Annotated in this window: 21 protein-coding genes; 7 read left to right on the top strand and 14 right to left on the bottom strand. The window is 73.7% G+C overall.

Features of this window, described 5'->3' with window-relative positions; all coding sequences use genetic code 11:
* Window positions 1-78 precede the first annotated feature (78 nt).
* Both OG455_RS09570 and OG455_RS09565 read right to left on the bottom strand, forming a co-directional pair.
* On the bottom strand, window positions 79-2,871 hold the full coding sequence (locus OG455_RS09570) for an FtsX-like permease family protein (RefSeq protein ID WP_266292081.1): 2,793 nt from the start codon (window positions 2,869-2,871) through the stop codon (window positions 79-81).
* The gene (locus OG455_RS09565; RefSeq protein ID WP_266292079.1) at window positions 2,868-3,617 is read right to left on the bottom strand and encodes an ABC transporter ATP-binding protein; all 750 of its coding nucleotides are present in this window, start codon (window positions 3,615-3,617) and stop codon (window positions 2,868-2,870) included. The genes OG455_RS09570 and OG455_RS09565 overlap by 4 nt, the downstream gene beginning before the upstream one ends.
* A 513-nt stretch (window positions 3,618-4,130) precedes the next feature.
* Between OG455_RS09565 and OG455_RS09560 the strand changes: the two genes are divergently transcribed.
* Together OG455_RS09560 and OG455_RS09555 are read left to right on the top strand one after the other, a co-directional pair.
* Window positions 4,131-4,772: a hypothetical protein gene (locus OG455_RS09560; RefSeq protein WP_266292077.1), complete on the top strand. Its 642-nt coding sequence runs from the start codon at window positions 4,131-4,133 to the stop codon at window positions 4,770-4,772.
* Window positions 4,773-4,930: 158 nt separating this feature from the next.
* Window positions 4,931-5,590 carry a 1-acyl-sn-glycerol-3-phosphate acyltransferase gene (locus OG455_RS09555; protein WP_266292075.1) on the top strand — a complete coding sequence of 220 codons (660 nt, stop codon included), beginning with the start codon at window positions 4,931-4,933 and terminating at the stop codon, window positions 5,588-5,590.
* Between the two features lie 21 nt (window positions 5,591-5,611).
* Here the strand turns inward: OG455_RS09555 and OG455_RS09550 are convergent, their stop codons facing one another.
* Both OG455_RS09550 and OG455_RS09545 read right to left on the bottom strand, forming a co-directional pair.
* The gene (locus OG455_RS09550; RefSeq protein ID WP_266292073.1) at window positions 5,612-5,950 is read right to left on the bottom strand and encodes a hypothetical protein; all 339 of its coding nucleotides are present in this window, start codon (window positions 5,948-5,950) and stop codon (window positions 5,612-5,614) included.
* Between the two features lie 2 nt (window positions 5,951-5,952).
* Entirely contained in the window at window positions 5,953-6,378 is a 426-nt protein-coding gene (locus tag OG455_RS09545) for an ATP-binding protein (RefSeq protein ID WP_266292071.1), read from the bottom strand.
* 296 nt (window positions 6,379-6,674) lie between these two features.
* On the opposite strand from OG455_RS09545, the gene OG455_RS09540 reads away from it, so the two are divergent.
* Complete coding sequence (locus OG455_RS09540) at window positions 6,675-7,481, top strand: helix-turn-helix transcriptional regulator (protein WP_266292070.1); 807 nt, start codon at window positions 6,675-6,677, stop codon at window positions 7,479-7,481.
* A 31-nt stretch (window positions 7,482-7,512) separates the two neighbouring features.
* The gene (locus OG455_RS09535) at window positions 7,513-7,725 is read left to right on the top strand and encodes a DUF397 domain-containing protein (protein WP_266292069.1); all 213 of its coding nucleotides are present in this window, start codon (window positions 7,513-7,515) and stop codon (window positions 7,723-7,725) included.
* A gap of 70 nt (window positions 7,726-7,795) precedes the next feature.
* Here OG455_RS09535 and OG455_RS09530 read toward each other — a convergent pair whose 3' ends face one another.
* The 3 genes from OG455_RS09530 to OG455_RS09520 form a co-directional block, all read right to left on the bottom strand.
* Complete coding sequence (locus OG455_RS09530; protein WP_266292067.1) at window positions 7,796-7,942, bottom strand: hypothetical protein; 147 nt, start codon at window positions 7,940-7,942, stop codon at window positions 7,796-7,798.
* Between the two features lie 117 nt (window positions 7,943-8,059).
* Window positions 8,060-8,737 carry a response regulator transcription factor gene (locus OG455_RS09525; RefSeq protein WP_266292065.1) on the bottom strand — a complete coding sequence of 226 codons (678 nt, stop codon included), beginning with the start codon at window positions 8,735-8,737 and terminating at the stop codon, window positions 8,060-8,062.
* Window positions 8,734-10,023: a sensor histidine kinase gene (locus tag OG455_RS09520; protein WP_266292063.1), complete on the bottom strand. Its 1,290-nt coding sequence runs from the start codon at window positions 10,021-10,023 to the stop codon at window positions 8,734-8,736. Before OG455_RS09520 ends, OG455_RS09525 begins: the two co-directional genes overlap by 4 nt.
* Before the next feature lie 265 nt (window positions 10,024-10,288).
* On the opposite strand from OG455_RS09520, the gene OG455_RS09515 reads away from it, so the two are divergent.
* On the top strand, window positions 10,289-10,987 hold the full coding sequence (locus tag OG455_RS09515) for a DUF2306 domain-containing protein (RefSeq protein WP_266292062.1): 699 nt from the start codon (window positions 10,289-10,291) through the stop codon (window positions 10,985-10,987).
* Window positions 10,988-11,288: 301 nt separating this feature from the next.
* Complete coding sequence (locus OG455_RS09510) at window positions 11,289-12,494, top strand: CaiB/BaiF CoA-transferase family protein (RefSeq protein WP_266292060.1); 1,206 nt, start codon at window positions 11,289-11,291, stop codon at window positions 12,492-12,494.
* Between the two features lie 82 nt (window positions 12,495-12,576).
* Here OG455_RS09510 and OG455_RS09505 read toward each other — a convergent pair whose 3' ends face one another.
* The 3 genes from OG455_RS09505 to OG455_RS09495 all read right to left on the bottom strand — a co-directional run bounded on the left by OG455_RS09505 (window position 12,577) and on the right by OG455_RS09495 (window position 15,265).
* On the bottom strand, window positions 12,577-13,359 hold the full coding sequence (locus OG455_RS09505) for a hypothetical protein (RefSeq protein ID WP_266292058.1): 783 nt from the start codon (window positions 13,357-13,359) through the stop codon (window positions 12,577-12,579).
* 131 nt (window positions 13,360-13,490) lie between these two features.
* The gene (locus OG455_RS09500; RefSeq protein ID WP_266292056.1) at window positions 13,491-14,180 is read right to left on the bottom strand and encodes a response regulator transcription factor; all 690 of its coding nucleotides are present in this window, start codon (window positions 14,178-14,180) and stop codon (window positions 13,491-13,493) included.
* Complete coding sequence (locus tag OG455_RS09495) at window positions 14,177-15,265, bottom strand: sensor histidine kinase (protein ID WP_266292054.1); 1,089 nt, start codon at window positions 15,263-15,265, stop codon at window positions 14,177-14,179. The genes OG455_RS09500 and OG455_RS09495 overlap by 4 nt, the downstream gene beginning before the upstream one ends.
* A gap of 364 nt (window positions 15,266-15,629) precedes the next feature.
* On the opposite strand from OG455_RS09495, the gene OG455_RS09490 reads away from it, so the two are divergent.
* Window positions 15,630-16,658, top strand: a complete 1,029-nt coding sequence (locus OG455_RS09490; RefSeq protein WP_266292052.1) for a serine protein kinase RIO — start codon at window positions 15,630-15,632, stop codon at window positions 16,656-16,658.
* A gap of 75 nt (window positions 16,659-16,733) precedes the next feature.
* On the opposite strand, the gene tuf is transcribed toward OG455_RS09490, so the two are convergent.
* The 4 genes from tuf to OG455_RS09470 form a co-directional block, all read right to left on the bottom strand.
* Window positions 16,734-17,921 (bottom strand): elongation factor Tu, encoded by a 1,188-nt coding sequence (gene tuf, locus OG455_RS09485; RefSeq protein ID WP_266292050.1) that lies wholly within the window; start codon window positions 17,919-17,921, stop codon window positions 16,734-16,736.
* Between the two features lie 93 nt (window positions 17,922-18,014).
* A complete protein-coding gene (locus OG455_RS09480) occupies window positions 18,015-18,158 on the bottom strand; it encodes a hypothetical protein (RefSeq protein WP_266292048.1) in 144 nt (47 codons plus the stop codon).
* Window positions 18,159-18,262: 104 nt separating this feature from the next.
* Window positions 18,263-20,368 carry an alpha-galactosidase gene (locus tag OG455_RS09475; protein WP_266292046.1) on the bottom strand — a complete coding sequence of 702 codons (2,106 nt, stop codon included), beginning with the start codon at window positions 20,366-20,368 and terminating at the stop codon, window positions 18,263-18,265.
* A gap of 258 nt (window positions 20,369-20,626) precedes the next feature.
* Entirely contained in the window at window positions 20,627-22,849 is a 2,223-nt protein-coding gene (locus OG455_RS09470; protein WP_266292044.1) for a trehalase family glycosidase, read from the bottom strand.
* Window positions 22,850-22,861: the final 12 nt, after the last annotated feature.

Raw genomic sequence — 22,861 nt, 5'->3', positions numbered from 1 at the left:
CCCCGGGGTTCCGGCCGCTCGCCGGCGGGCCCCTCAACCGCCGTACCTTCAGCTGCCGAACCTTCAGCTGTCGAACCCTCAGCCGCTGCGACGGGCCATCGGGAGGCGGGAGCGGGTGGTGACCGCCGCGAGCAGTCCGGCGACCAGCGGGAGCACCAGGACGAGCAGGGCCAGCTGGGCCCACGGGGTGACGATCGGCGAGTGCGCACCGCTCAGCGCCAGGTCCCGCGCCCGGCGCAGCGCGACGGCGGGCACGTAGCCGCAGAGTGTCCCGAGTCCGGCGCCGAGCGCGGCGATGATGCCGCACTGCAGGCCCGAGAGCACCCGGCGGGTGCGCGGCGGGGCGCCGACCGCGGCCAGGGTCGCCTGGTCGGGCCGGGAGTCGGCGGCGGCCAGCCCGGTGGCGATGCCGGCGGCGCCGAGCACCACCAGCGCGGCGAAGCCGCTGAGCGCGAGCGTGGTCAGGTCGCTCTTGGCCTGGTAGCCGCGCTCGACCTCCAGGTCGGCGAAGGAGTTGAACCGGGCGACGGCGGCCGCGGCCTGCTGCTGGAGCTTGGCGGACGGCGGGGCGGCGGGCAGCCAGACCGAGGCGCTGATGTCGCTGGCCAGACCTAGCTGCTGGGCGGTAGCGGGGCTGATGATGCCGATGCCGTAGTGGGCGGCGACCGGGTTGTCGATCAGCACGGCGGGCACGCTGACGTCCTTGTCACCGGGCTGGGACTGCTGCCCCGGTTGGACCGGGCCGCCGCCGCCGGCGCCCTGCGCGTGGAGGGTGGCCTTGCCGTCCTTGAGGTAGCCCGGGTCGAAGACCACCGCCTGGCCGGCCGCCAACGCCGCCTCGGTGGCCGGGTCGTGCAGGCCGAACATGTTGTGCAGCACGGTGGTGTCGCCGACCAGCACCGGCGCGGACCGCCCGTAGCCGTACGTCTGGACGAAGTTGACGGTGCTGCGGCAGTTGGCGCAGAAGTGGTAGGAGGCCACGTAGACGTCGGCCCGCGGGCCCAGGTCGGGCAGTGAGCCGGTGACCGCGCCCTGCAGCTGAGCCAGCGAGTCGGGGCCGGTGACCGTCAGGGTGACCGCGCCCGCGGGCGCCGCGGCGCGGTACTCGCTCCGCGCCTCGGCGTCGCTGCTGGCGGTGTAGACGCTGATCGCGACGACGCCGGCCACGGCGGCCATCACGGCGGCGATCGCGGGGGCGGTGCGCCCGCGCTGGCGGGCGGCGTCGCGCAGGGTCAGGCGCGGCGGGAGCGGCAGGTGGCGGGAGAGCCGGCCCAGCAGCCCGACCAGCAGCGGGGTGCAGGCGAGCAGGCCCAGCTCCGCGGTGATCGAGCCGCCGAGCACGGCGAGCGTCTGCGCGCTGTAGCCGCCGACCACGGGGGTGCTGGTCGGACCGCCGGTGCCCGCGCCGACCAGGGCGACCGTGGCGCCGGTGGCCGCCAGCACCACCCCCAGCGCGGCGAGCCGCTTGCTCGGTGCCTTCGCGGTGACCCGGCCGCGGAGCGCGGCGACCACGTCCTGGCGGCTCGCCTGGACGGCGGGCAGCACGGCGGCGAGCAGCGCGGTGAGGAGGCCGACGGCGGCGATGGCCAGCAGGTCGAGCGGGCGCACGCCGAAGTGCCCGAACCGGCTGCCCGCCGCCGACTCGATCCACGGGCGCAGCGCGGCGACCAGGCCGGTGCCGACCAGGACCCCGCCGAGCGCGCCGGTCAACCCGAGCACCAGGCCGCCGCCGAGCACCACCGCGCCCACCTGGGCACGGGCGCCGCCACCGGCGGCGAGCAGTCCGAGCTGGCGGCGCGAGCGGCGGGCGCCGACCGCGAAGGCGGGGCCGGCCAGCAGCACGGTCTCCAGCAGCGCCATCCCGGCGACGGTGGCCGCGATCACCGTGCCCGTGCCCGCGCCGGTGCCGGTCGCCAGTATCACCTTCTGCGTGCGGTAGTAGGGGACCAGCGAGCGCGCGGGCGGGTCCAGCGCCACCGAGCGGGCGGTGACGGTGTATCCGTAGCGGTTGAACTCCTGGACCTTGGCCCAGTCGAGTCGCGCTCCGGCGGGCAGCCGCACCAGCCAGCTCGGCGGATCGGTCGCCGCCGCGTCCGTGCCGGCGTTCGCGTCCGTGCCGGTGCTCGTGCCCGTGCCGGCGTTCGTGCCCGCGACCGGCTGCGGCCCGGCGTCCTGCACCGCCGTGAGCGGGGTGATCAGCTCGCCGGGGCGGCTGATCAGGGTCACCTTCGACAGGTCGCCCGGGTACTCCACGACGGCGGTCAGCGTGAAGGGGCGCCCCTCCAGGCCCTTGACCGTGGTGGTGTCGCCGAGGGCGAGCCCGGACTGGTCGAGGAACGCCCGGGTGACGGCCACCTGGTACGGGGCGTTCGGAGCGTGGCCGTCGACCACGTTGATCTTCCCCCGCCAGAGCGGGTCGCCCAGATCGGCCTCGGCGGTCGAGGTGAGCAGCAGGCCCGCCTTCGAACTCGCGCTCGCCACCGGGCCGGGCCGGGCCGAGGCCAGCAGGCTGCCGGGCGGCAGCAGGCCGGTGACCAGCGTGGTCGGGTCGGTGGCGGCGGCCTTGGCCTGCTCGGGGGTGGGTTGCTGCCCCGTGGGGGTGGGCAGGACGGTGGTGCCGTCGTCGGAGTTCGGCGCCTGCGCGACGGTACGGCCCGGCGAGAGCGCGCCGACCAGCGCGTCGGCGGTGCCCAGCGAGCGCTCGATCCGCTCCTGCGGGGTGAGTTGGGCACTGCGGTAGGCGACGTCGGCCCCGGCCACACCGAGCACGGGCAGTGCCACCATGGCCACGATCAGGGCGCTGCGGCCCTTGGCCCGCAGCGCGTCGCGGCGCGCGATCCGCAGCGCCACGCGCCAGGAGGAGAGCTTCACCGGGCCTCCCCGATACGGGAGTTGATGCCGGCGGCGATGGCCGCCAGTGCTTCGGCGCTGCGTCGCCCGGTCTCGTCGACCAGACGGCCGTCGCGCAGGAAGACCACGCGGTCGGCCCAGGCGGCGTGGCGGGCCTCGTGGGTGACCATCATGGCGGCCGCGCCCGCGTCGCACCGGGCCCGCAGCACCGCCAGCACCGCCTCGCCCGTGGTGGAGTCCAGTGCCCCGGTGGGCTCGTCGGCCAGCACCAGCCGGCGATCGCCGATCAGGGCCCGCGCTATCGCCACCCGCTGCTGCTGACCACCCGACATGCCGTCCGGGAACCGGTCCGCCAACTCCCCGACCCCCATCTCCTCCAGTGCCGCCAGCGCCTCGCGCCGCGCGGTGCGGGTCGACACCCCGTCCAACTCCCTTGGCAGCATGATGTTCTCCGCCGCGGTCAGGGCCGGGATCAGGTTGTAGTCCTGGAACACGTACCCGACCGCCCGCCGCCGCACCTGCGCCAACTGCCGCCGCGACAGCTCACCCAGCGAGCGCCCCTCCACCATCACCCGGCCATCGGTGGGGCTGTCCAGCCCGCCGGCCAGCGTGAGCAGCGTCGACTTGCCCGAGCCGGAGGGGCCCATCACCGCCACGAACTCCCCCGGATGGACCCGCAGATCCACCCCCTGCAGTGCCCGCACCTCGGCGGCGCCCTGGCCGTGCACCCGAGTGGCGCCGTCCAGGTGCAGCACGGCTTCCGTCACCTCGGCGGCGGTCGCGCCGGCCGGCCCGGTCAGTCCAGTCGGCCCGGTCAGTCCAGTCGGTCCGGTCGGTCCGGCTGAACCTGATGACCTGGTTGATCCGCTTGATTCGGAGTACGACAAAGTTCCCCCTCGCTCAGGGCGCGACGCCGCTTCAGGCATCTGCATACCTGGTATGTATACCCGGTATGCAGGCCCCGCTCAAGCGGCCGCCGACCGCCCTGGCGTCGGGCGGCGGTCGCTCGATGGCCGGGCCGCCGTCGCGAGGGGTGGTTCGAGGTGTTCCGAGATTGGCTGAAACTCGTCCCAACTGCCTTGGTCCGCCGCCTTGTTACGGGCGAGTAGCGAGCCCATCCTGAAGTCCGCTTGGCATGGCCGGTGCAACAGCACTCTCGGCGCTGCCCCCGCTCACCGCGCCCCCGTGCTCGCTGCGCCTCCCGCCATACGCCTCCCGTCCGGCTGCCCGCGCGACCACTGCGGCCGGCCCGCTCCCTTCGATGCCCCAGGAGAACCCTCATGAGAAACACGTCCGTGCTCTCGCGCGCCGCTGCCGCGCTCGTCGGCGGCCTGGCCGCCGTCGCCCTGCTCGCCCCCGCCGCCTCGGCGGCCGACACCCCGGTCGACTTCGCCTGCCAGGCGACGCCGCCGATCGGCTCCGCGCAGACCTTCGACCTGGCCGCCGGGGTCAACGCCACCGCGCCCGCGAACGTGGCGGCCGGCAGCCAGTTCACCATCACCCTCGCGCCGGACGCGCTCACCGTGCCCACCACGGTGAGCGGCAACACCATCCGCTCGATCAGCAACATCAAGCTCACCGTCCCGGTGCCCGCCGGCGCCACCCTGGTCGGCGAGTCGCTGGCCGGCGGGGCGGGCCTGCCCGCCGGCAGCACGAGCGTCGCGGTGAGCGGCGGCAACCTGGTGCTGACGGTCAACGGCTCGGTGGCCGGCGGCAAGTCCTTCACGCTGCCCGCGCTCACCCTGACCCTGAAGGCGGGCGCCGCCGGCACCACCGTCCAGACCTCGCTGGCCGGCACCGGCTACAGCAACCCCGGCCTGACCTTCACGGCCACCGTCCCGGTCGCCTTCTTCACCGTCAACGTGCCCACCGCCTGCTACCCGTCCACGGCGCAGGTGCTCAGCTCGACAACGGTGAGTTGAGCACGGCGGGCTGGGCGCGGCGGTTGAGTACGGCGGTTGAGTACGGCGGTTGAGCACGGCGGTTGAGCACGGCGGTTGAGTACGGCTACTCAGGTCCTCGTGCCCGGCGCACGGCAGGATGGCTGCCACCACACCGGCACCAGGCCCCAAGGACCGCCATGCTCAGCCGCCTCGCCACCACCCTCGTGCCGTTCTTCGGCCCCCTCACCATCAGCACGGTGCCGGGCGCCGGACCCGCCCCCGGCAGCATCATCGCGGCCAACCACACCTCCCTCGCCGACCCGGCCATCGTGCTGGCCGCCCTGCACCGCCTCGGCGCCCGCCCGGTGGTGCTGGCCACCGCGGGCCTGTGGCGGATACCCGGCCTCGGCGGCGCCCTCACCCGCGAGGGGCACATCCCCGTCCACCGCGGCACCGAGCGCGCCGCCGAGGCATTGGAGGGCGCCGCCGCCGCGCTCGCCGCCGGGCGCTGCGTGCTCATCTACGGCGAGGGGGGCCTGCCGCGCCGCCGCGACTCCGGCGAGACGGCCCCCGGCACCTTCCGCAGCGGGCTGGCCCGCCTCGCCCTCGCCACCGGCGCCCCCGTGGTCCCGCTCGGCCAGGCCGGCGCCCGCCGCCTCAGCTCGGGCGGCACGGCCAAGCAACTCGCCGGCGTGGTCACCGCCCCGCTGCGCCGCCCCGGCTACCACGTGCACCTGGGCGCCCCGGTGCGGCTGACCGGCTCGGTCCCCGACGGCGGGGCGGAGCTGCGCGCGGCGGTCACCGGCGCCTGGCGCGAGGCGGCGGAGCGGGCGGGCGCTGTCGCTGCCGCGGGGTGAGTTCGCTCCCTCGCGGGCCGGTCAGGTGGCCCTGCCGAAGAGGGGGCCGGATCCGTCCCCGTCTGGTGGTCCGCCCAACTCCTTGTGGGCGCGGCGGAGGTGGAGCAGGTGCGGGCCGTCCGGCAGGATGAACGTCAGGCTGACCGCGTTGTCGCGCTCCAGGCGCTCGGTCATGTACTCCAGGGATCGGGGTCTGGCGAGGTTCAGCTCGAACGCGCGGTAGTTGGCGTTGTCCAGGGGGAGCAGCCTCATGGCCGCCCAGGTGGCGGCGAGCGCGTCGCTCAGTCTTGCGAACCAGGCCGGCGGCGTCACCCCGGTCAGCTCCACCATGACGGGACCGATCGTGTTCTCGGGTGCCATGGTCACTTCACCGCCGGGTCGGGGGCGCACGCGCACCACACACGCTTGCCGATGCCCTCGCGCGGGCCCCAACCCCACTCCTGGGACAGCGTGTCGACCAGCCGGAGGCCGCGCCCCGACTCGCCCTCGGCCGTGACGCGCAGCTGGGGCGGGACGGTGGAGGCGTCCTCGACGGTGATCCAGAGCAGGTCCTCGTCCGCCTCGAAGCCGATCCAGATCAACTGGCCGCGCCGGGTGCCGTGGACGAGGGCGTTGGTGACCAGCTCGCTGAGCAGGAGTTCACCGGTCTCGGCGAACCGCTCACCGCCTCGCACGGTGGGCAGGAAGGCCCGCAGGAGGCGTCGGGCGCGAGCGGGGGCCTGCGGGCTGCGCATGAGCCAGCAGTGGTCCTGGTTGGTGGGGGATGGTCGGCCGAGCGTTTCAGGCATGGCAAAGCTCCGTTGCGGCATGGCTGATGGGGGTGCGGCGGACGCCGGTGGGTGCGTCCTGCCGGCGGCCGTCGCTGGGCATGGAGATGCCCGGATGACGAACCGTCAAGATCACGGTGTGTCGTATCTCTCACTACTGGCTGTAGCATGCTCCTGGACGCGAGCATTGTGCAACTGACTCTTTGGAACTTGATCCATGATCTTTTTCCGTTGGTAGCCTTGCTCAGCAACCCGATATGAGGGGAGGTTTGATGCCAGGGGCACATCCCACGGTTCGGCGCCGCCGTCTTGCCGCGATGCTGGTCAAGTTCCGCGAGGAGGCCGGCAAGTCCGAGGCGGAGGCGGCTGAACGCATCGGGTGTCATCGGACGAAGATCAATCGGATCGAGAACGCCCGACTCGGCATCTCGCTCGGTGAACTGCGCGATCTCCTGACGTTCTACGGTCAGGAGGACCCGGCCCAGGTCGACGAGATGGTGTCGTTGGCCCGCAGGGGCAGAGAGCCTGGCTGGGTGCGGCGGGCGAGCATCGCGAGGCCTTCGTACGCCGACTTCATCGACTATGAGGAGACGGCCAACTACATCCGGTCCTACGAGACATCGCTGGTCGCGGGGTTGCTCCAGACGCCCGACTATGCCCGGGAGGTGATCCAGGCAGCGCCGTCAACTCTGGGGCCGGACGCAGTAGAAGCGATGGTCACGGCTCGTATGGAGCGGCAAGAAGTACTGAAGCGGGCCGATCCTCCTCGCCTGTGCGTGATCGAGGGCGAAGCGGCCCTCCGGCTTCAGGTCGGTGGACCTTCCGTGATGCGCAGGCAGCTCGATCACCTGGAGATGATGGCCCATCACCCCAGTGTCGAGCTGCAAGTTGTCCCTGACCGGGCCGGTGCGCACGCTGGGCTTTTCGGGGCCTTCGTGATGTTTGCCTTCCCCAACCCTGCCTTCTCCGACGTCGTGTGTGTGGAGCATCGAACGGGGACTCTCTATATGGAGACCCCTGAAGAGACCGCGGAATATACGCTGATCTTCGATTCGCTCCGTACCATCGCGTTGAGTCCGGCGGACAGCCTGGACCTGATCGCGCGGATACGGCAAGAGCTGTAGTAGTCAGCGGGCAGAGAGAGGTGTCGACGGGATGTACGCCCCGGAACTTGAGAACGCGGCCTGGCGCAAGAGCAGTTACAGCGGGCAGGGTGGTAACTGCATCGAGGTCGCCGACGGATACCTCGGCAGCCTGCCGGTCCGGGACAGCAAGGACCCGCAGGGGCCCGCACTGGTCTTCGGGGCTGACGCGTGGCGGGCGTTCGTTGCCGGTCTGCGGGCGGGGACCCTTCCCTCTGGCTCCTGAACTCCCATGAACCTCGACAGCCCCCTTCGCTCAGATCGCGACGGGGGCTGTCGTGTCGGCCCTTGCCAAGTCAGGTGCGCAGGGCGGGCCTGATGCCCGGCCCGGGACCGGCCGCCAGGCCGCAAGCCCGGTCCGGCAGCACCCTCAGGATGTCGATGGTGCTGGAGGCGTCGCTGACCATCGACTTGGACGGCGATTCCTCGGCGTTCGTCTTCACCGCGCTTGACAGATGAGGCGCCGTCGGGCGGGGGTTCGGCGGTGGTTCGACCCGCCATCGGAGGCTCGCCGCACGCCGCTTCCGCTTCCGCAGGCCCGCCAACCAGCGGGTCCGGTTTCAGGCCTCGCTCGCCATCAGGCCGCTGCGGTAGGCGATGGCGACGGCCTGGGCGCGGTCGCGGGCGGCGGTCTTGGCCAGGACGCGCTTCATGTGGGTCTTCACGGTGGACTCGGCGACGATCAGCAGGGCGGCGATCTCCGCGTTCGAGCAGCCCTCGGCGGCCAGCACCAGCACCTCGCGTTCGCGTGCGGTCAGTTGGGCCAGGGGCGGGGCGGACGAGGTGGCCCGGCCGGCCGGCGGGCGGTGCGGGTCGCGGCCGATGACCTGGGCGACCAGGTCGCGGGTGACGGCCGGGTCGAGTACCGCTTCGCCGGCGGCCAGAGTCAGGACCGCGTCGATCAGGCGCTCGGGGGAGGCGCGTTTGAGCAGGAACCCGGCGGCCCCGGCGCGCAGTGCGCCCCAGACGTAGTCGTCGTGGTGGAAGGTGGTCAGCACCAGGACCTGCGCGGTCAGGCCGTCCGCCACGATCCGGCGGGTGGCCTCGACGCCGTCGATGCCCGGCATCCGGACGTCCATCAGGACCACGTCGGGCGCCAGTTCGCGGCAGAGCTGGACGGCGCGCAGGCCGTCGGCGGCCTGCCCGACGACCTCGATGCCCGGCTCGCTGCCCAGCACCAGGGACACCCCGGCGCGCAGCAGGGCGTCGTCGTCGGCGACCAGGACCCGGACCGTCACGGGACCGGGAGGACGGCGTGCAGCCGGAAGCCGCCCCCGCCTTCACCTCCCTGTTCACCTCCCTCGCGCTCCCGGGGCGGCAGAGCGCCGTGCGCGACGCTGCCGCCGAACATCGCGACCCGCTCCGCGATGCCCAGCAGCCCGCGTCCGGGCGCGTAGCCGTCGGGAGCACCTGAGCCGTCGTCGCGGACCTCGATGTCGAGCGCCTCGCCCGCCCGGCGGACGGTGACCTCGGCGGTGTCGGCGTGCCCGTGCTTCACGGTGTTGGTCAACGCCTCCTGGATGATCCGGTAGGCCGAGCGGTCGATGCTGCGCGGCAGTTGGAGGGCGGCGGGGTCGATCCGGGCGGTGACCCGGATCCCGGCCTGCGCCAGCCGTCCGGTCAGCCGTGCCAGGTCGGCGAGGCCGGGCTGCGGCGCCGGCTCGTCGTGCGGATCCGGCTCGTCCGGAGCCCCTGACCCGCTCGGAGTCCCTGACCCGCTCGGAGTCCCTGACCCGATCGGTGCCGCTGGGCCGCCCCGGCGGAGCAGGCCGAGCACCCGGTCCAGCTCGTCCAGCGCCTCCCGTCCGGTGTGCTCCAGGCCCGACAGCAGTTCCCGGCTCTGTGCCGGTTCGCGCTCCAGCAGGCGGCGGGCGGCCCCGGCCTGCACGAGCATCACGTTGAGGGTGTGGCCGACCAGGTCGTGCAGCTCCCGGGCGATCCGGGCCCGCTCCTCGGCGGCGACCCGCTGGTGCAGCAGGCGGCGCACGGCGGCCCGCTCCTGCTGGCGCCGCGCGGTGTCGTAGCCCAGCGCCCAGGCCAGCAGCCAGACGAAGAGCACCCCGGCGGGGACCACCGGGTAGGTGTGGGCGGCGCCGGCGAAGTACGCGGCCATGCCGGGCAGTACGATCACCGGCCCCCACCGGGCCCGCCCCCGGCTGCCGTGCAGCCCGAGCGAGTAGAGGCCGACCAGGTTGGCGTACGGCGACACCGGGCCGGGCAGGACGAACAGCGCCTCCACCGAGAGCGCGGCGGACCCGGCCAGGTAGCCGGCCAGCGGCGCGGCGCGGCGCAGCGCGAGCGAGCCGGCGATGACCGCGCTCAGCACCAGGGCCACCGGCAGCCGTGCGCCGAGCCGCTGGGCCGCGCCCACCCGCTCCAGCACCATGGCCAGCAGGAAGGTGGCGGCCAACGCCGCGTCGAAGAACGGGACCCGCCCCGCGACGGACCCGCCGCGGAGCTGGTCCCGATCCCGGAACGCGGCCAGGATCGGGGTGAGGATCGGGATCGGGGTCGGCAGCCTCATCGCAGCTCCGGGGGAGTCGATGCCACCATCGCGCGGCGCCCGCCTCGGAGCGTAGTGCGGCCGGGGCGCGCCGCACATCGCCCCACGGGGGTACGACAGCGCCGCTCCCGCGAGGGTATGGGGACGCGGCTGCCCCCGTGGGAGGAGACGCACCGACCCCGTGCGGTGGACGCGGCGTGCCGGGCCGGCTCCGTACCGTCCTGGCCATGAACTCGACTGCCGACAAGGCGATCTGGCGTCACGTCCACTCCGGGGCAGGCCGCTGATGGCGTCCTCCCGCCCGCGCCGGGCCGGCTGGGTCGCCGTGACCGTGCCGGCCACCCTGACCTCCCTGGTCGCCGCCCGCTACTTCAGCCTCGACCCCGCCACCTTCCTGGCCCAGCAGCGGGCCGTCTACGTCGCCCACCTCGTCCCGCTCCTCTTCCACGTGGGCGGCGGCATCCTGGCCCTGACCCTGGGTCCGTGGCAGTTCTCGCGCCGCCTGCGCGCCGGCCGCCCCGCCGTGCACCGCGTCCTCGGCCGCCTCTACCTGCTGGGCGCGGCCGCCGCCGGGATCGGCGGCCTGCTGATGGCACCCACCGCGCTGGCCGCACCGGCGGCCCCGCTCGGCTTCGCCGTGCTCGCCGTCCTGCTGCTGGCCACCTCCACGGCGGCGACCGTCACCATCCGGCGGCGCGAGATCGTCCGCCACCGGATCTGGATGACCAGGTCGTACGCCCTGATCTTCAGCGCCGTCACCTTCCGTCTGCTGCTCGTGCTGCTCCCGGCCCTGGGCATGTCCTTCAACACGGCCTACGGCAGCGGTGCGTGGGCGGCCTGGGTGATCGACCTGTTGGTGGCCGAGCGCCTGACGGCGGGCCTGCGGGGGAGGCGGGCCGGCGGGGGCCGGGGCCGCCGGGGCGGTGAGCGGCGCGGTCGGCGGGGCGATCAGCAGGACACCCGCGTTCCGCAGCAACTGGGCTGAGCGGGACCAGAAGCACGTTGCGCCACCCGGTCGGTGCCATCGACCGGGCGCGTTCGTGCAGTTCACGGGCGTCGCGGTTGTTCTGGTGGGGCCGGAGGCGGCCAGCATCGGCCGGATCCGGCCATCCGCCCGGCCGGACTGGACCTGCGGATGGTCGTCAGGCGCCCCCGCACGTCAAGCGCCTGGCCGCCGACGCGCTCGCCTGGGCCCGGCACCTCGTGTGAGCCGGCTGGCCGACTGAGGCGGGCCGCGTCGGGGTAGGGCTGCGGGCAGGTCGTCGGGTTACGGAGAGGGGTTCCGCGTGTCGCTGCCGCTGACGGGTGTCACCGTGGTCGCGTTGGAGCAGGCGGTGGCCGCGCCGCTGGCCACCCGGCACCTGGCGGACCTCGGGGCCAGGGTGGTCAAGGTCGAGCGGCCGGACGGCGGTGACTTCGCCCGGGAGTACGACCGCAGCGTGGGTGGGCTGGCCAGCCACTTCGTCTGGCTGAACCGGGGCAAGGAGTCCATCACGCTCGACCTGAAGACGCCCGGCGGACGGGCGGTGCTCGCCGACCTGGTGGCGAGTGCCGACGTCTTCGTGCAGAACCTGTCGCCCGGGGCCGCCGCCCGCCTGGGCTTCGGCGCGCGGGAGTTGCGCGAGCGGCAGCCGGGGCTGGTCACGGTGGACCTGTCCGGCTACGGCTCCGGCGGGCCCTACCAGGACAAGCGGGCCTACGACATGCTGATCCAGTGCGAGACCGGGCTCGCCTCGGTGACCGGGTCGCCGGAGCGGCCGGCCAAGACCGGGGTGCCCACCTCGGACATCGCGGCCGGGATGTACGCGCTGACGGGCACGCTGGCCGCACTCGTCGGCCGCGCGGCCACGGGCCTGGGCAGCGCGGTCGAGATCTCGATGTTCGAGGCGACCGCCGAGTGGCTGGGCCACCAGCTGCACCACACCCAGGGGACCGGGGTCCAGCCCGAGCGGGCCGGCCTCTCGCACCCGGGTATCGCACCCTACGACGCCTACCCGACCGCTGACGGGCACGAACTGCTGATCGGCATCCAGAACGACCGCGAGTGGGCCCGGTTCGCCGACGGGTTCCTGGGCCGGCCCGAGCTGGCGGACGACCCGCAGTGGGCGACCAACGTCGCCAGGGTGCGCCGCCGCCGGCTGGTGGACGCGCTGGTGGCCGGGCGGACCGCGACCATGACGGCGGCCGAGGCGGTCAAGCGGCTCGACGAACTGGCCATCGCCTCCGCCCGGTTGAACGATGTCACCGACCTGCTGCGCCACCCGCAGCTGGCCGCCCGGGACCGCTGGCGCCCGGTGGCCACGCCGGTCGGCGAAGTGCGCGGGCTGCTGCCGCCGTTCGGTTTCGCCGGGGTCGAGCTGCCGATGGGCCCGGTGCCGGCCCTCGGCGAGCAGACCGAGCCGGTGCTGCGCTCGCTGGGCTACCCGCCCGAGCGGATCGCCGCGCTGCGGGCGGCGGGTGCGCTGGGCGGGAGGGGCGCACCGGCTGCCTGAACCGGGGAGTCGGCCCGCTGCTCCGCCGGGGCAGCGGGCCGACAGCTGATGACGCGTCAGAACGTCGGTGTGGTACCGCCGGTCAGCTGTTGTTCAGGCGCTCCGCCTGGTACGGCGCGCAGGCCGAGGAGGACAGGCCGTTGGCCGAGATCCAGTAGCCCGCCGGGAGCGGGGAGTCGGCGCAGACGGTGATGCCGTTGTAGGGCAGGTTCAGCCGGCCGCCCAGGTACTGGCCGCAGGAGCCGCTCTGGAAGTTCGCGGTGATCACGTAGCCGGCCGGCACCACGGAGTTGCCGCAGAAGCTGATCCCGTCGGAGGCGACGTTGAGCCGGTCGCCCTGGTAGATCCCGCAGGAGGCGCTCGTGTAGTTGGCGGTGACCACGTAGTTGCCCGGGTAGGCCGAATTGCCGCAGGCCGCTATCCCGTTGTAGGCCGTGGTGATCGTCTCGCCGTACCACTGGCCGCAGTTGTTGTTGGGGCCCTCGGCGGTGATCACGTAGCTGCTGGGGATGGAGGGGTTGGAGTTGCCGCAGATGGTCAGGCCGTTGGTGACGGTGTTGATCCGCCCGCCCTGGTAGGAACCGCAGTTGTTGGTGGTGTAGTTCGAGGTGATCGCGTAGCCGGTCGGCACCGGCGAGTTGTCGCAGATCGCGAGCCCGTTGGACGGGAGCTGGATGGTCTCGGTCAGGTAGCCGCCGGTACAGCTGTTGGTGAGCGACTCCGAGGTGATCACGTAGCCGGACGGCACCGGCAGGTTGCCGCAGATGGTGGCGGCCTGGGCGGCGCCGGCGAAGAGGACGACGCCACCGGCCACCAGGGTGAGGGCCGAGAACAGGCGGACCAGCCAGTGCGCTACGGACTTCATGGGTCCCTCGCTTTCGATCGGGGGTGCAGGACCGACGAGAGACGCTAGTGGGAGCGCGCGGTGTGCCGCCGCCACCCGTTCAGGGGGCTTGAGCGCGGGTTTGAGGGCGGGTCAGCGGTCAGGTCCGTGCGTCAACCCGTGCCCCGGCTCGGCCCCGGCCCGTGCCCCCGTCCGTGCCCCCGTCCGTGCCCCGGCTCGTGCTCCAGCCCGTCCTCGCGGACCCGGTGGGCCAGGTCGGTCTTGGTGTAGGTGGGGCGGCCAGCTCGCTGGTACTTGGCCTTGACCCGGTCGAGGTAGTCCTTGGCGGTGTTCGGCGTGATGCCCGCGCGCCGGGCCGCGGACTTGAGGGTGAGCCCGGAGGCGTAGTCGAGCAGCACCTGCAGCTCGCGGGGCGAGAGCCGGGGGCGGTCGGGGCGGTCGTCGTGCGCGCAGGCGAAGGCCAGCTCGGGGGAGTGGGCGGCGCCCCGCAGCGCGATCCCCTCGATCGCGGCCACCAGGGTCGGCAGGTCGTTGTCCTTGGTCAGGTAGCCGTCGGCGCCGGCCGCGAGCGCGGCCAGGATCCGGGCGCGGTCCGGCACGGTGCTGATCACCAGCACCCGGCTGCCGGTCGCGCACAGCCGGTGGATGTTCGCGGCCGGGGTCGAGTCGTCCCTGAGCACCAGGTCGAGCAGCACCACGGCGGTCGGCCGGTCCCAGCGGGCGAGCAACTCGTCCACCGTCGCGGCGACGGCGGCCACCCGCAGCCCGGGCACGTCCCTGAGCCAGCTGCGCATGCCGTCCAGCAGCATCCGGTCGTCGTCCACCACCGCGACCGTGATCACCCCGGCCACCGCAGCTCGACCCGGACGCCCTCGCCGGGCGCGCTGTCCACCGCCGCCCGCCCGCCCACCTCGCGCAGCCGCGCGTGCACCGAGCCGCGCAGCCCCAGGCCCGGGACGACGCATGTGGGGTCGAAGCCGCTGCCCCGGTCCACCACGGTGACCAGGACCCCTTGGGCCTGCCCGCCGGCGGTCAGGTAGGCGTGCCCGGTGCCGGCGTGCCGGTGCACGTTGTTCAGCGCCTCGGTGACCGCGTCGGCCAGCGCCGCGGCGGCATCGGCGGGCAGGGCGGGTAAGTGGTGGTACTGGGTGGTGACCCGCAGGCCCAGGCTCTCGGCCGAGCCGACCGCCTCCTCCAGGGCCGCGCCGAGCAGGCGGGCCGACCGCGGCTCCTCGGTGCCGCGCTGGACCAGCCGCCGCAGGTAGGCGGCCTCCCGGGCGCAGCGCTCGCGCACCGGGGCGGCGTTGGCGTCCACCCCGCCGCGGGCGATCGCGGTGAGGGTGGCCAGCACGGTGTCGTGCAGCGCCCGGTGGTGGTCGAGCCGCTCGGCGTACCGGGCCCGCTCGGCCTCGGCGGCCAGCGCCCGCTCGTTGGCGTGGTCCAGCAGTCGGCCCTGGCGCCGCAGGTACCACGAGAGGACGGCGGCCAGCGCCGCCGAGCAGAGCAGCGCGTTGAGGTCGCCACCGAAGACCGCGGCCCCGGCCCCCGCGCTCTGCTGCCAGGCGAGGTGAGCGGCCGTCAGCAGCAGCACGGCGAACGGCACCCGCGGTCCCTCCAGGCCCACCGCCGCCGTCGCGGCGGCCGAACCGCCCAGCAGCAGCACCCAGGTGACCGCGCCCGGCTGCCCGGCGGCGCCCCACGCGGAGGCCGCGAACGGCAGCAGGCAGCCGCTGACCAGCAGGTCCGCCCAGACCAGCCGTCCGCTGTAGCACCCCTCGCGAACGGCCCGGCCGTGCAGCGCGAGGCTGCTCGCCAGCGCCACCCCGAGCACCGCCCAGGCCGCCAGGTCGCCCCGCTGGTGCTGGGCGAGCACCAGGAGGCCGCCCAGCAGGTGGCTGGCGCGGTAGAGCGTGGTCGCCAGGACCATGAACGACCTGGCCCGCTGGAGGCCCGATCCCAGGGGTGGGTCCGATCCCGGCGCCGGGTCCGGTACCAGGAGAGAAGGCCGTCGTTCCACGCCCCTACAGTACGGCCGCGGTAATTCGGTTGCGCCTGGTTCGGCAGCCGATACGATCGTCTGGTTCCTGCGGGGCCCCTCGGTGCCCGCGAGTGTGAGTCGTGCGTGTGAGCCGTGCGTGTGCGTGAGGAGGTGCGTTCTCGATGACTGCCGCTGTGAAGCGGCGCGCTCTCGTTGGCGCGCCCTACGCCTTCTCCCTCCCACTGCCCACCGGCTGACGATCCGTGCGCTGACGCACCCCTCCGGTGGGCCCACTCCGCAGGAGACCATCGCAGTGCGCGACCGCTACGCCGAAACCGAATCGTTCAGCCGGATCCGTGCCAAGGGTGCCAAGGGCACCGGCCGAAGCCGCCGTGACGAGGACGCCGTCGAGATCTACGACCCCTATTTCGAGGCCTACTTCAACCCTTCGCCCGGCCTCGACGCCGAGAGCTCCGAAACCCGCGACGGGGCCGTCCACGACGAAGCCGTCCACGACGCCGACGGGCTTGCCACCGACGGGCCTGCCACCGACGGGCCGCCCGAGGGCGACCGCTGGTCCACCTGGGACCGGTCGACCCCCACCGAGAAGGGCCCCGAGCCCCGCCCCGACTGGGTGGTGACCGAACTGGCCGCCGTCGACACCGAGTTCGGCATCGTCAAGACCGGCAAGGAGGCCGACGTCTTCCTGCTGGAGCGCGCCGTGCCGGGCACCGGCCGCCGCACCCTGATGGCGGCCAAGCGCTACCGCGACGGCCAGCACCGGATGTTCCACCGCGACTCCGGCTACCTGGAGGGCCGCGGCCACAAGGAGTCGCGGGTCAGCCGGGCGATGGCCAAACGCACCGACTTCGGCAAGCAGGCCATCGCCGGGCAGTGGGCGGCCGCCGAGTTCACCGCGCTCTGCCGGCTCTGGTCGGCGGGCGTGGCCGTGCCCTACCCCGTGCAGATCCTGGGCACCGAGATCCTGATGGAGTTCATCGGCGACGCCTCCGGCACGGCCGCCCCGCGCCTGGCCCAACTGCGCGCCGAGGAGAGCGACCTGGAGGACCTCTGGGCCCAACTCGGCGCCAGCCTCTCGGTGCTCGCGCGGGGCGGCTACGCGCACGGGGACCTGTCCGCCTACAACATCCTGGTGCACCAGGGCCGCTTGGTGGTCATCGACGTGCCGCAGATCGTCGACGTCATCGCCAACCCGCGCGGCCGCTCCTTCCTGGAGCGCGATGTCCGCAACGTCGGCGCCTGGTTCACCGCCCGGGGCCTGCCCGAGCAGCGGGTCGAGGAGCTGGCCCGGGAGCTGGCCTTCGAAGCCCGACTGGACTGACGCGAGGTCAGATCCATTGTCCGCGAACGGGGGTGGGAGCCTGGCTCCCACCCCCGCCGCGCGCCGGGCCGCCGGCTACCGCGCCTGCTCGCCGACGGTGCGCACCGTGCCCGCCGCGACGGTGCGGCCGCCCTCGCGGACGGCGAAGCCGAGGCCGGGCTCCAGCGGGACGGGCTGGCCGAGGGTGACCGTCACGTCGACGCTCTCGCCCGGCAGCGCGGGGCCGTGCCCGCCCAGGTCCAGGTCGCCCACGACGTCGCCGGTGCGCAGGTAGAACTGCGGGCGGTAGCCGCTGGTGATCGCGGTGCGGCGGCCGCCCTCGGCGGTGGCGAGCAGGTGGAGCCGGGCGGTGAAGCGGGTGTGGGTGGCCGCGCTGCCCGGGGCCGCGACCACCTGGCCACGGCGGACCTGGCCGCGCTGCACCCCGCGCAGCAGCAGCGCCACGTTGTCGCCCGCTTCGGCGGACTCCATGGTGCGGCCGAAGGTCTCCACGCCGGTGACCACCGCCTCCAGGTCGCCGTCGTAGCCGAGCACCGCCACCCGCTCGCCGAGACCGACCCGGCCGCGCTCGACCGCGCCGGTCACCACCGTGCCGCGCCCGGTGATGGTGAGCACGTTCTCGATCGGCAGCAGGAACGGCGCGTCGGTGTACCGCTCCGGGACGGGCACCGCGGCGTCGACGGCGTCGAGCAGCTCCAGGAGCGCGGCCGACCAGTGCGGGTCGCCCGCCAGCGCGCGCAGCCCGGAGACCCGCACCACAGGGAGCGCGGCGCCGTCGTAGCCGTGGGCGGTGAGCAGCTCGCGGACCTCCAGCTCGACCAGTTCGAGCAGCTCGGGGTCGCCGGCGTCGGCCTTGTTCAGCGCGACCACCACGTGCTCCACGCCGATCTGCCGCGCGAGCAGCACGTGCTCGGTGGTCTGCGGCATCACCCCGTCCAGCGCCGAGACCACCAGGATCGCGCCGTCCAGCTGGGCGGCGCCGGTGATCATGTTCTTCACGAAGTCGGCGTGCCCGGGCATGTCGACGTGCGCGTAGTGCCGGGTGGCCGTCTCGTACTCGACGTGGGCGATGTTGATGGTGATCCCGCGGGCGGCCTCCTCCGGCGCCCGGTCGATCCGGTCGAAGGGCACGAAGGTGCCGCCGTCGCGCTCGGCGAGGACCTTGGTGATGGCGGCGGTCAGGGTGGTCTTGCCGTGGTCGACGTGACCCATGGTGCCGATGTTCAGGTGCGGCTTGCTGCGCACGAAGGCCTGCTTGGCCATGACGGGATTCTCCTGGGAGTCGTCAGCGTGTGACGGGACCTCTGCGACGGGCCGACCTTCCCCGTCCGAGGTCCCGGGACTTCCCGGGGAAGGTCAGCTTCGGGCGCCGCCGAATGCGCTGGGGGCGCTGAACGCGCTCAGTGCGACGGATGCGCCGTCGAATGCGGCTGCGACTGCCAGGGCAGCAGCCATCGCGCCCGCGACTGCGGGGAGTTCGGCGATGGCGTACTGGGACATGCGGACCATCCTGCGCGCCCACCGCCACCGCCCGCCACCGGTTTTCCGGCGGCGGGCGGTGGCGGTGGGCGGCGGGAGACGGTCAGCGGGCGGTCAGGAGGTGGTCAGGAGGTGAGACTCCAGGACTGCCCCGGGGCGTTGCCGTTGGGGGCGTTGGTCACCACGGTGGCGCCGGCGGCGGTGCCCGAGGTGTCCAGGGCCAGGCCGGTGCCGACGTTGGTGATGCTCAGCGCGCCGGTCGCGGTGTTCTGCAGCACCCGCCACTCCTGCCAGGGGTTGCCGGGCGAGTAGTTGAGCAGGTAGGCGCTGCCACCGGCGGAGGTGCCGGCGGCGAGCACGGTGTGGTTCTGGGTGCCGGTGGCGCAGTTGTCGCTGATCTGCGTGGTGCCGTCGGGGTTGGTGGTGAAGGTCCACTGCTCGGAGGTGTGGGTGGACGACCAGGTGTTGATGTCCGCGTTGCCGCCGACGTTGGCGCTGCAGGTGCCGGCCACCTCCAGGACCTGACCGCCGGTGCCGCCGGCGCTGATCGCGTGGTACCTGCCGTCCCCGACGACGGCGGCCGGGATGGTGGTGGGCAGCGGGGTGAGCACGTAGAGCGCGGAGGCGTGCGGGGCCAGCGTGGTGCCCAGGGCGCCGGTGCCGGTGACGTTGCCGCCGGCACCGGTCCACACCTCCTTGGACGAGTAGCCGGGGCCGGTCAGGCCGAGGGCGCCGAGGGTGGTGGAGATGCTCTGGCTGTAGGTCGGGTCCTGGTTGACCAGCAGGACGGCGGTGCTGCCGTTGGCCAGCTGGCGCTTGAGCACGACGGGCGCGGTCGGGGAGTTCGGCGCGCTGCCGACCAGGGTGGCCGGCTTGGCCAGGCTGTCCTGGTCGATCGCGATCATGCCGGGGTTCTTCAGGATGGCCAGCGAGTTGGCGTTGATCCCGGTCGACCAGTTGACCCCGTTGTAGCTGTGCTGGGACTGGGCGGCCGTGCGCAGGTCGGCGCCGGAGATCAGCGGGGCGGCCATCATGGAGAGGATCGACATCTCGGTGCGCGACTCGTCGTCGGTGAACGACCTGGAGCCGATGTTGCTGTCGGTGACGCCGTAGACGCCGTAGGGGTCGTTCCAGCCGGTGAACAGCATGTCCATGTCGTTCCAGCTACCGGGCCGGACGTTGTTCGGGTACTGGAGCGCGGTCTGCAGCGCCCCGTTGTAGAGCACGCCGCTCAGCTCGCTGTCGCGGTCGCCGCCGATCCGGCAGAGGTTGGCCACCTGGCCGCACCAGACGGCGGTGGGGGCGTCGCCGGGCGAGTCGTACTGCGGGGTCCCGGCGGCCTGGATCACCGGGTCGGTGCGGGCCGGGTCGTTGGCGTTGAGCAGGTACGGGACGCCGGAGTGGACGGGCTGCGCGGAGACGCTGAGGGTGACCTTCGGGCGGCCCTGGGCGGCGGAGGCCGAGTCCAGGTCCTGCTGGAAGGTCTGCACCCGGGCGTACATGGACTCGGTGAGCTCCTTGCCCTCGCCCTGGGTCCAGTAGTTGTGGCCGTCCGGGCCGATGATCTGCGGGCCGTAGGGGCAGTCGTCGTACTTCACGTAGTCGACGCCCCAGGAGACGAAGTCGCTCGCGTCGGTGCTCTCGTGGCCCAGGCTGCCGGGGTGGCCCTGGCAGGTGGTGTAGGTGTCGGTGGCGTAGAGGCCGAACTTCATGCCCTTGCTGTGCGCGTACCAGGCCAGGTACTGGATGCCGTTCAGCGTCTGGCCGTTCACCACCTGGGACGGGAAGTTCTGCGGGTCGGGGACCAGGTGGCCGGAGGTCGGGTCGTTGCCCGTGCCGTCGGTGCCGAGGACCGGGTTGCCGTTGCCGTCGTAGAGCTGCAGCGCGCCGTAGGAGTTCTCGACCAGGTCGGTGCTCTGACCCGTGCGGTGCCGCAGCGACCAGCCGTCGTCGATGGTGACGGTGTTGTAGCCGGCGGCCACCAGGCCGTTGGCCGACATGTAGTCGATGGTCTGCTGCACCTCCTGCTCGTTGACGCTGGTGCTCAGGCTGTTCCAGGAGTTCCAGCCCATCGGCGGCGTGAGGGCGGTCCCGTTGCCGAGAGCGGCGGCCGGCGGCGCCGTGGTGACGGCGAGGGCCCCGAGGCCGGGGGTGGCGAGGGCCAGGGTGAGCAGCATGCTGGCGGTGCGGCCGGTGGTGCGTCTGGTGGTGCGGGGAAGTCTTGCGCGCATGGTGCGGCTCCGGTGGGGGAGTGGGGGCGACGAACAGAAAGCAACAGGGCGCGCGGTGGTGGCCGGGGTGTGACCCACCGCGACGGCAGCGGTACTGAGCTGGGGGTGGCAGCGCTGCCGTTGCGGTGGAGTGTAATTGCACATGCGACATGCCAACAGGGCTTGTGCGTGAGTTTGTTGATTGGTGATCGATTGTGTGCGGTGTGTTGCCGCCTGTCAGCAGGCGTCGCTGAGTCGGCGTCGCCCAGTCGGAGTCGCTCAGTCGGCGTCGCTGAGCAGGGGGAGCAGCAGGGCCGCCGACCAGCTGAAGTTGCGGGAGTTCAGACCCGCGCCGGTGAGTGGGTCGTAGTTCTCCCGGATCGGCTGGTCACCCGTCAGGCCCTGGGCGGTGCTCAGCAGGCGCTCCGTCAGGGCGCTCGCGTCGGCGCCGTACCCGTAGCGCCGCAGGCCGGTGAGCGCGAAGTAGGCCTGGTCCAGCCAGACCGAGCCGCGCCAGTAGCCGGTGGGGTCGAAGAACGGTGAACTCTTCGCCACGCTGGGGAAGGGCGTCGGGGTGCCGAAGCCGTTCGGGTCGGTCAGCGCCGCCCGCACCGCCGCCGCCTGCGCGGGGGAGGCGACGCCGGTCCACAGCGGGGTGATCCCCTCGGCGCCGCGGCCCCGGTCCACCAGGCGGGTGCCGCTGCCCAGCGCCGTGTCGTAGAACCAGCCGGTCGCCGGGTCGTACATCCGCTCCCGCACCCGCGCCGCCAGCGCGGCCGAGGAGGCGCTCCACCCGGCCGCGTCGGCCGGGTGGCCGAGCCGGGCCGCGATCAGCGCCAGGTAGTGGCGGTCGGCGGCCAGGTAGGAGTTGAGGTCCACCGACTCCTGGTTCAGGGAGTAGCCGGTCAGCGTCCCGGCGGCGTCGTGGTTCGCCACCGGGGCGGTGCCGAGCGCGGCGTCGAAGCGGGGCGCGTCGTCCATGCCGCTCTCCCAGGCGGCCGCCTGCCGGATGTCCTCGGTCGTCGCGTTGCCCGGGTCGACGGTGGCGCCGTACTCCGCCACCCCGTCGCCGTCGTGGTCCCGGTCGCGCGCCCACCACTGCTGGTAGGCCGTCAGCTCCGGGTAGAGCTCGGCCAGGAACGCGGTGTCGCCGGTGGCCTGGAAGACCTGCCAGACCGCCCAGGCGGCCAGCGGCGGCTTCGAGTTGCGCTGGTTCCAGTTGCCGCCGCCGTGCGCCGGGTCGGTGTAGAAGACGCAGTCCGGGATCATCCCGGCGTCGTTCGGGTAGGCCGGATCGCCCGGCCGCACCTGGTAGTCGAACATCGCGCGGATCTGCGACTCGGCCAGCCCCGGGTCGAAGACCACCGTGCCGACCGCCTGCTTCCAGGTGTCCCAGGCCCAGGCGCCGCCCGCGAACCACTTGTTGGAGATCGACGGGGTGATGGTGGCGTGCCGCAGCGCGCCCGCCGGGCTGCGCCAGTTGGTGGTCAGCGTCTCCACCGCCTTGACCGCCAGGCGGCGCCGGTCGGCGGGCACCCGCGCGGTGGCCGCCGCGAGGTAGCCGCGCCACCGTGCGTCGACGGCGTCGGCGGCCGCCGCGACGGTCGCGGGGCGCGCCAGCAGGTGCCGGGCGGCGGCCTGCTCCTGGGCCCGCTCGGCGAGCGTGAAGGTGTACGACTCGGTCCAGGAGAGCTGCTGCCGGGCGCCGGGCGCCAGGTCGAGCGGCGCGCTCTGCTCGGTGCGGTAGGAGTCGCCGCTGACCGTGGTGCTGACCGGGCGGTCGTGGGTGACCTCGAAGCGCTCGGTGCCGTCGCTCAGGTAGTCGTAGGTCTGCTGCACCCGGGCGAAGTCCACCGCGACCCCGGTGCCGGTGGCGACCAGTCCGGGCGCGTCGCGCATCGGCTCCTCGGCGGGGCGCAGCAGGGCGCCGGTCCAGCCGACGCCGAGGGTGCGGGGCCCGGGGCCCTGGTTCTCCACCGAGGCCCGCACCAGGGCGGTGCGGTCGTCGGTGAAGCGCAGCTCCAGGGTCAGGCGCAGGCCCTGGCCGAGGTCGTAGCGCTCCAGCAGGCGCCCTGGCAGCGAGCTGAGCACCGGTGCGCCGCCGCCCGCGAGGTCCAGCGGCCGGCCCTGCTCGCTGAGCTGGATCCGGGTGAAGGAGGTGCTCAGCCACCAGGGGTACTCGTGCGCCAGGTAGAGCGGCCCGGTGAAGCCGCCGTAGCTCGCGGTGTCGCCCGGCGCGGGCAGCGCGTAGGCGTGCCAGGCGCCCTGGTCGGCGAAGACGGTGATCGGGTTGTCGTCGGTGTCGCCGCTGCCGTCGCCCGGCAGCGCGGCGGCGGGGGTGCCGTGCAGGTCGAGCACGTCGGCGTAGGCGGCGGGGTCGCGGTCCGGTGCGGGGGTGCCGGTGGCGCCGGCGGCTCCGGTGGCGTCGGCCGGTGGGGTGGCGGCGCCGAGCACGGCGGCCAGCAGGACGGCGGTGGTGGCGAGGCGCAGTAATCGCTTCATCGGGCCTTCCTC

It is taken from the genome of Kitasatospora sp. NBC_01287 (genome assembly GCF_026340565.1).
Classification (GTDB): domain Bacteria; phylum Actinomycetota; class Actinomycetes; order Streptomycetales; family Streptomycetaceae; genus Kitasatospora.
Note: the sequence above shows the minus strand (reverse complement) of the source record. Positions and strands in the feature narration are given on the sequence as shown.

Excerpts from the sequence above, each read along its gene's own strand:
- OG455_RS09560 (WP_266292077.1), top strand. The coding sequence starts at position 4,131 with ATGAGAAACACGTCCGTGCTCTCGCGCGCCGCTGCCGCGCTCGTCGGC.
- OG455_RS09505 (WP_266292058.1), bottom strand. The coding sequence starts at position 13,359 with ATGAAGTCCGTAGCGCACTGGCTGGTCCGCCTGTTCTCGGCCCTCACC.
- OG455_RS09550 (WP_266292073.1), bottom strand. The coding sequence starts at position 5,950 with ATGGCACCCGAGAACACGATCGGTCCCGTCATGGTGGAGCTGACCGGG.
- OG455_RS09480 (WP_266292048.1), bottom strand. The coding sequence starts at position 18,158 with ATGTCCCAGTACGCCATCGCCGAACTCCCCGCAGTCGCGGGCGCGATG.
- OG455_RS09545 (WP_266292071.1), bottom strand. The coding sequence starts at position 6,378 with ATGCCTGAAACGCTCGGCCGACCATCCCCCACCAACCAGGACCACTGC.
- OG455_RS09495 (WP_266292054.1), bottom strand. The coding sequence starts at position 15,265 with ATGGTCCTGGCGACCACGCTCTACCGCGCCAGCCACCTGCTGGGCGGC.
- OG455_RS09555 (WP_266292075.1), top strand. The coding sequence starts at position 4,931 with ATGCTCAGCCGCCTCGCCACCACCCTCGTGCCGTTCTTCGGCCCCCTC.
- OG455_RS09520 (WP_266292063.1), bottom strand. The coding sequence starts at position 10,023 with ATGAGGCTGCCGACCCCGATCCCGATCCTCACCCCGATCCTGGCCGCG.
- OG455_RS09475 (WP_266292046.1), bottom strand. The coding sequence starts at position 20,368 with ATGCGCGCAAGACTTCCCCGCACCACCAGACGCACCACCGGCCGCACC.
- OG455_RS09470 (WP_266292044.1), bottom strand. The coding sequence starts at position 22,849 with ATGAAGCGATTACTGCGCCTCGCCACCACCGCCGTCCTGCTGGCCGCC.
- tuf (WP_266292050.1), bottom strand. The coding sequence starts at position 17,921 with ATGGCCAAGCAGGCCTTCGTGCGCAGCAAGCCGCACCTGAACATCGGC.
- OG455_RS09535 (WP_266292069.1), top strand. The coding sequence starts at position 7,513 with ATGTACGCCCCGGAACTTGAGAACGCGGCCTGGCGCAAGAGCAGTTAC.
- OG455_RS09515 (WP_266292062.1), top strand. The coding sequence starts at position 10,289 with ATGGCGTCCTCCCGCCCGCGCCGGGCCGGCTGGGTCGCCGTGACCGTG.
- OG455_RS09540 (WP_266292070.1), top strand. The coding sequence starts at position 6,675 with ATGCTGGTCAAGTTCCGCGAGGAGGCCGGCAAGTCCGAGGCGGAGGCG.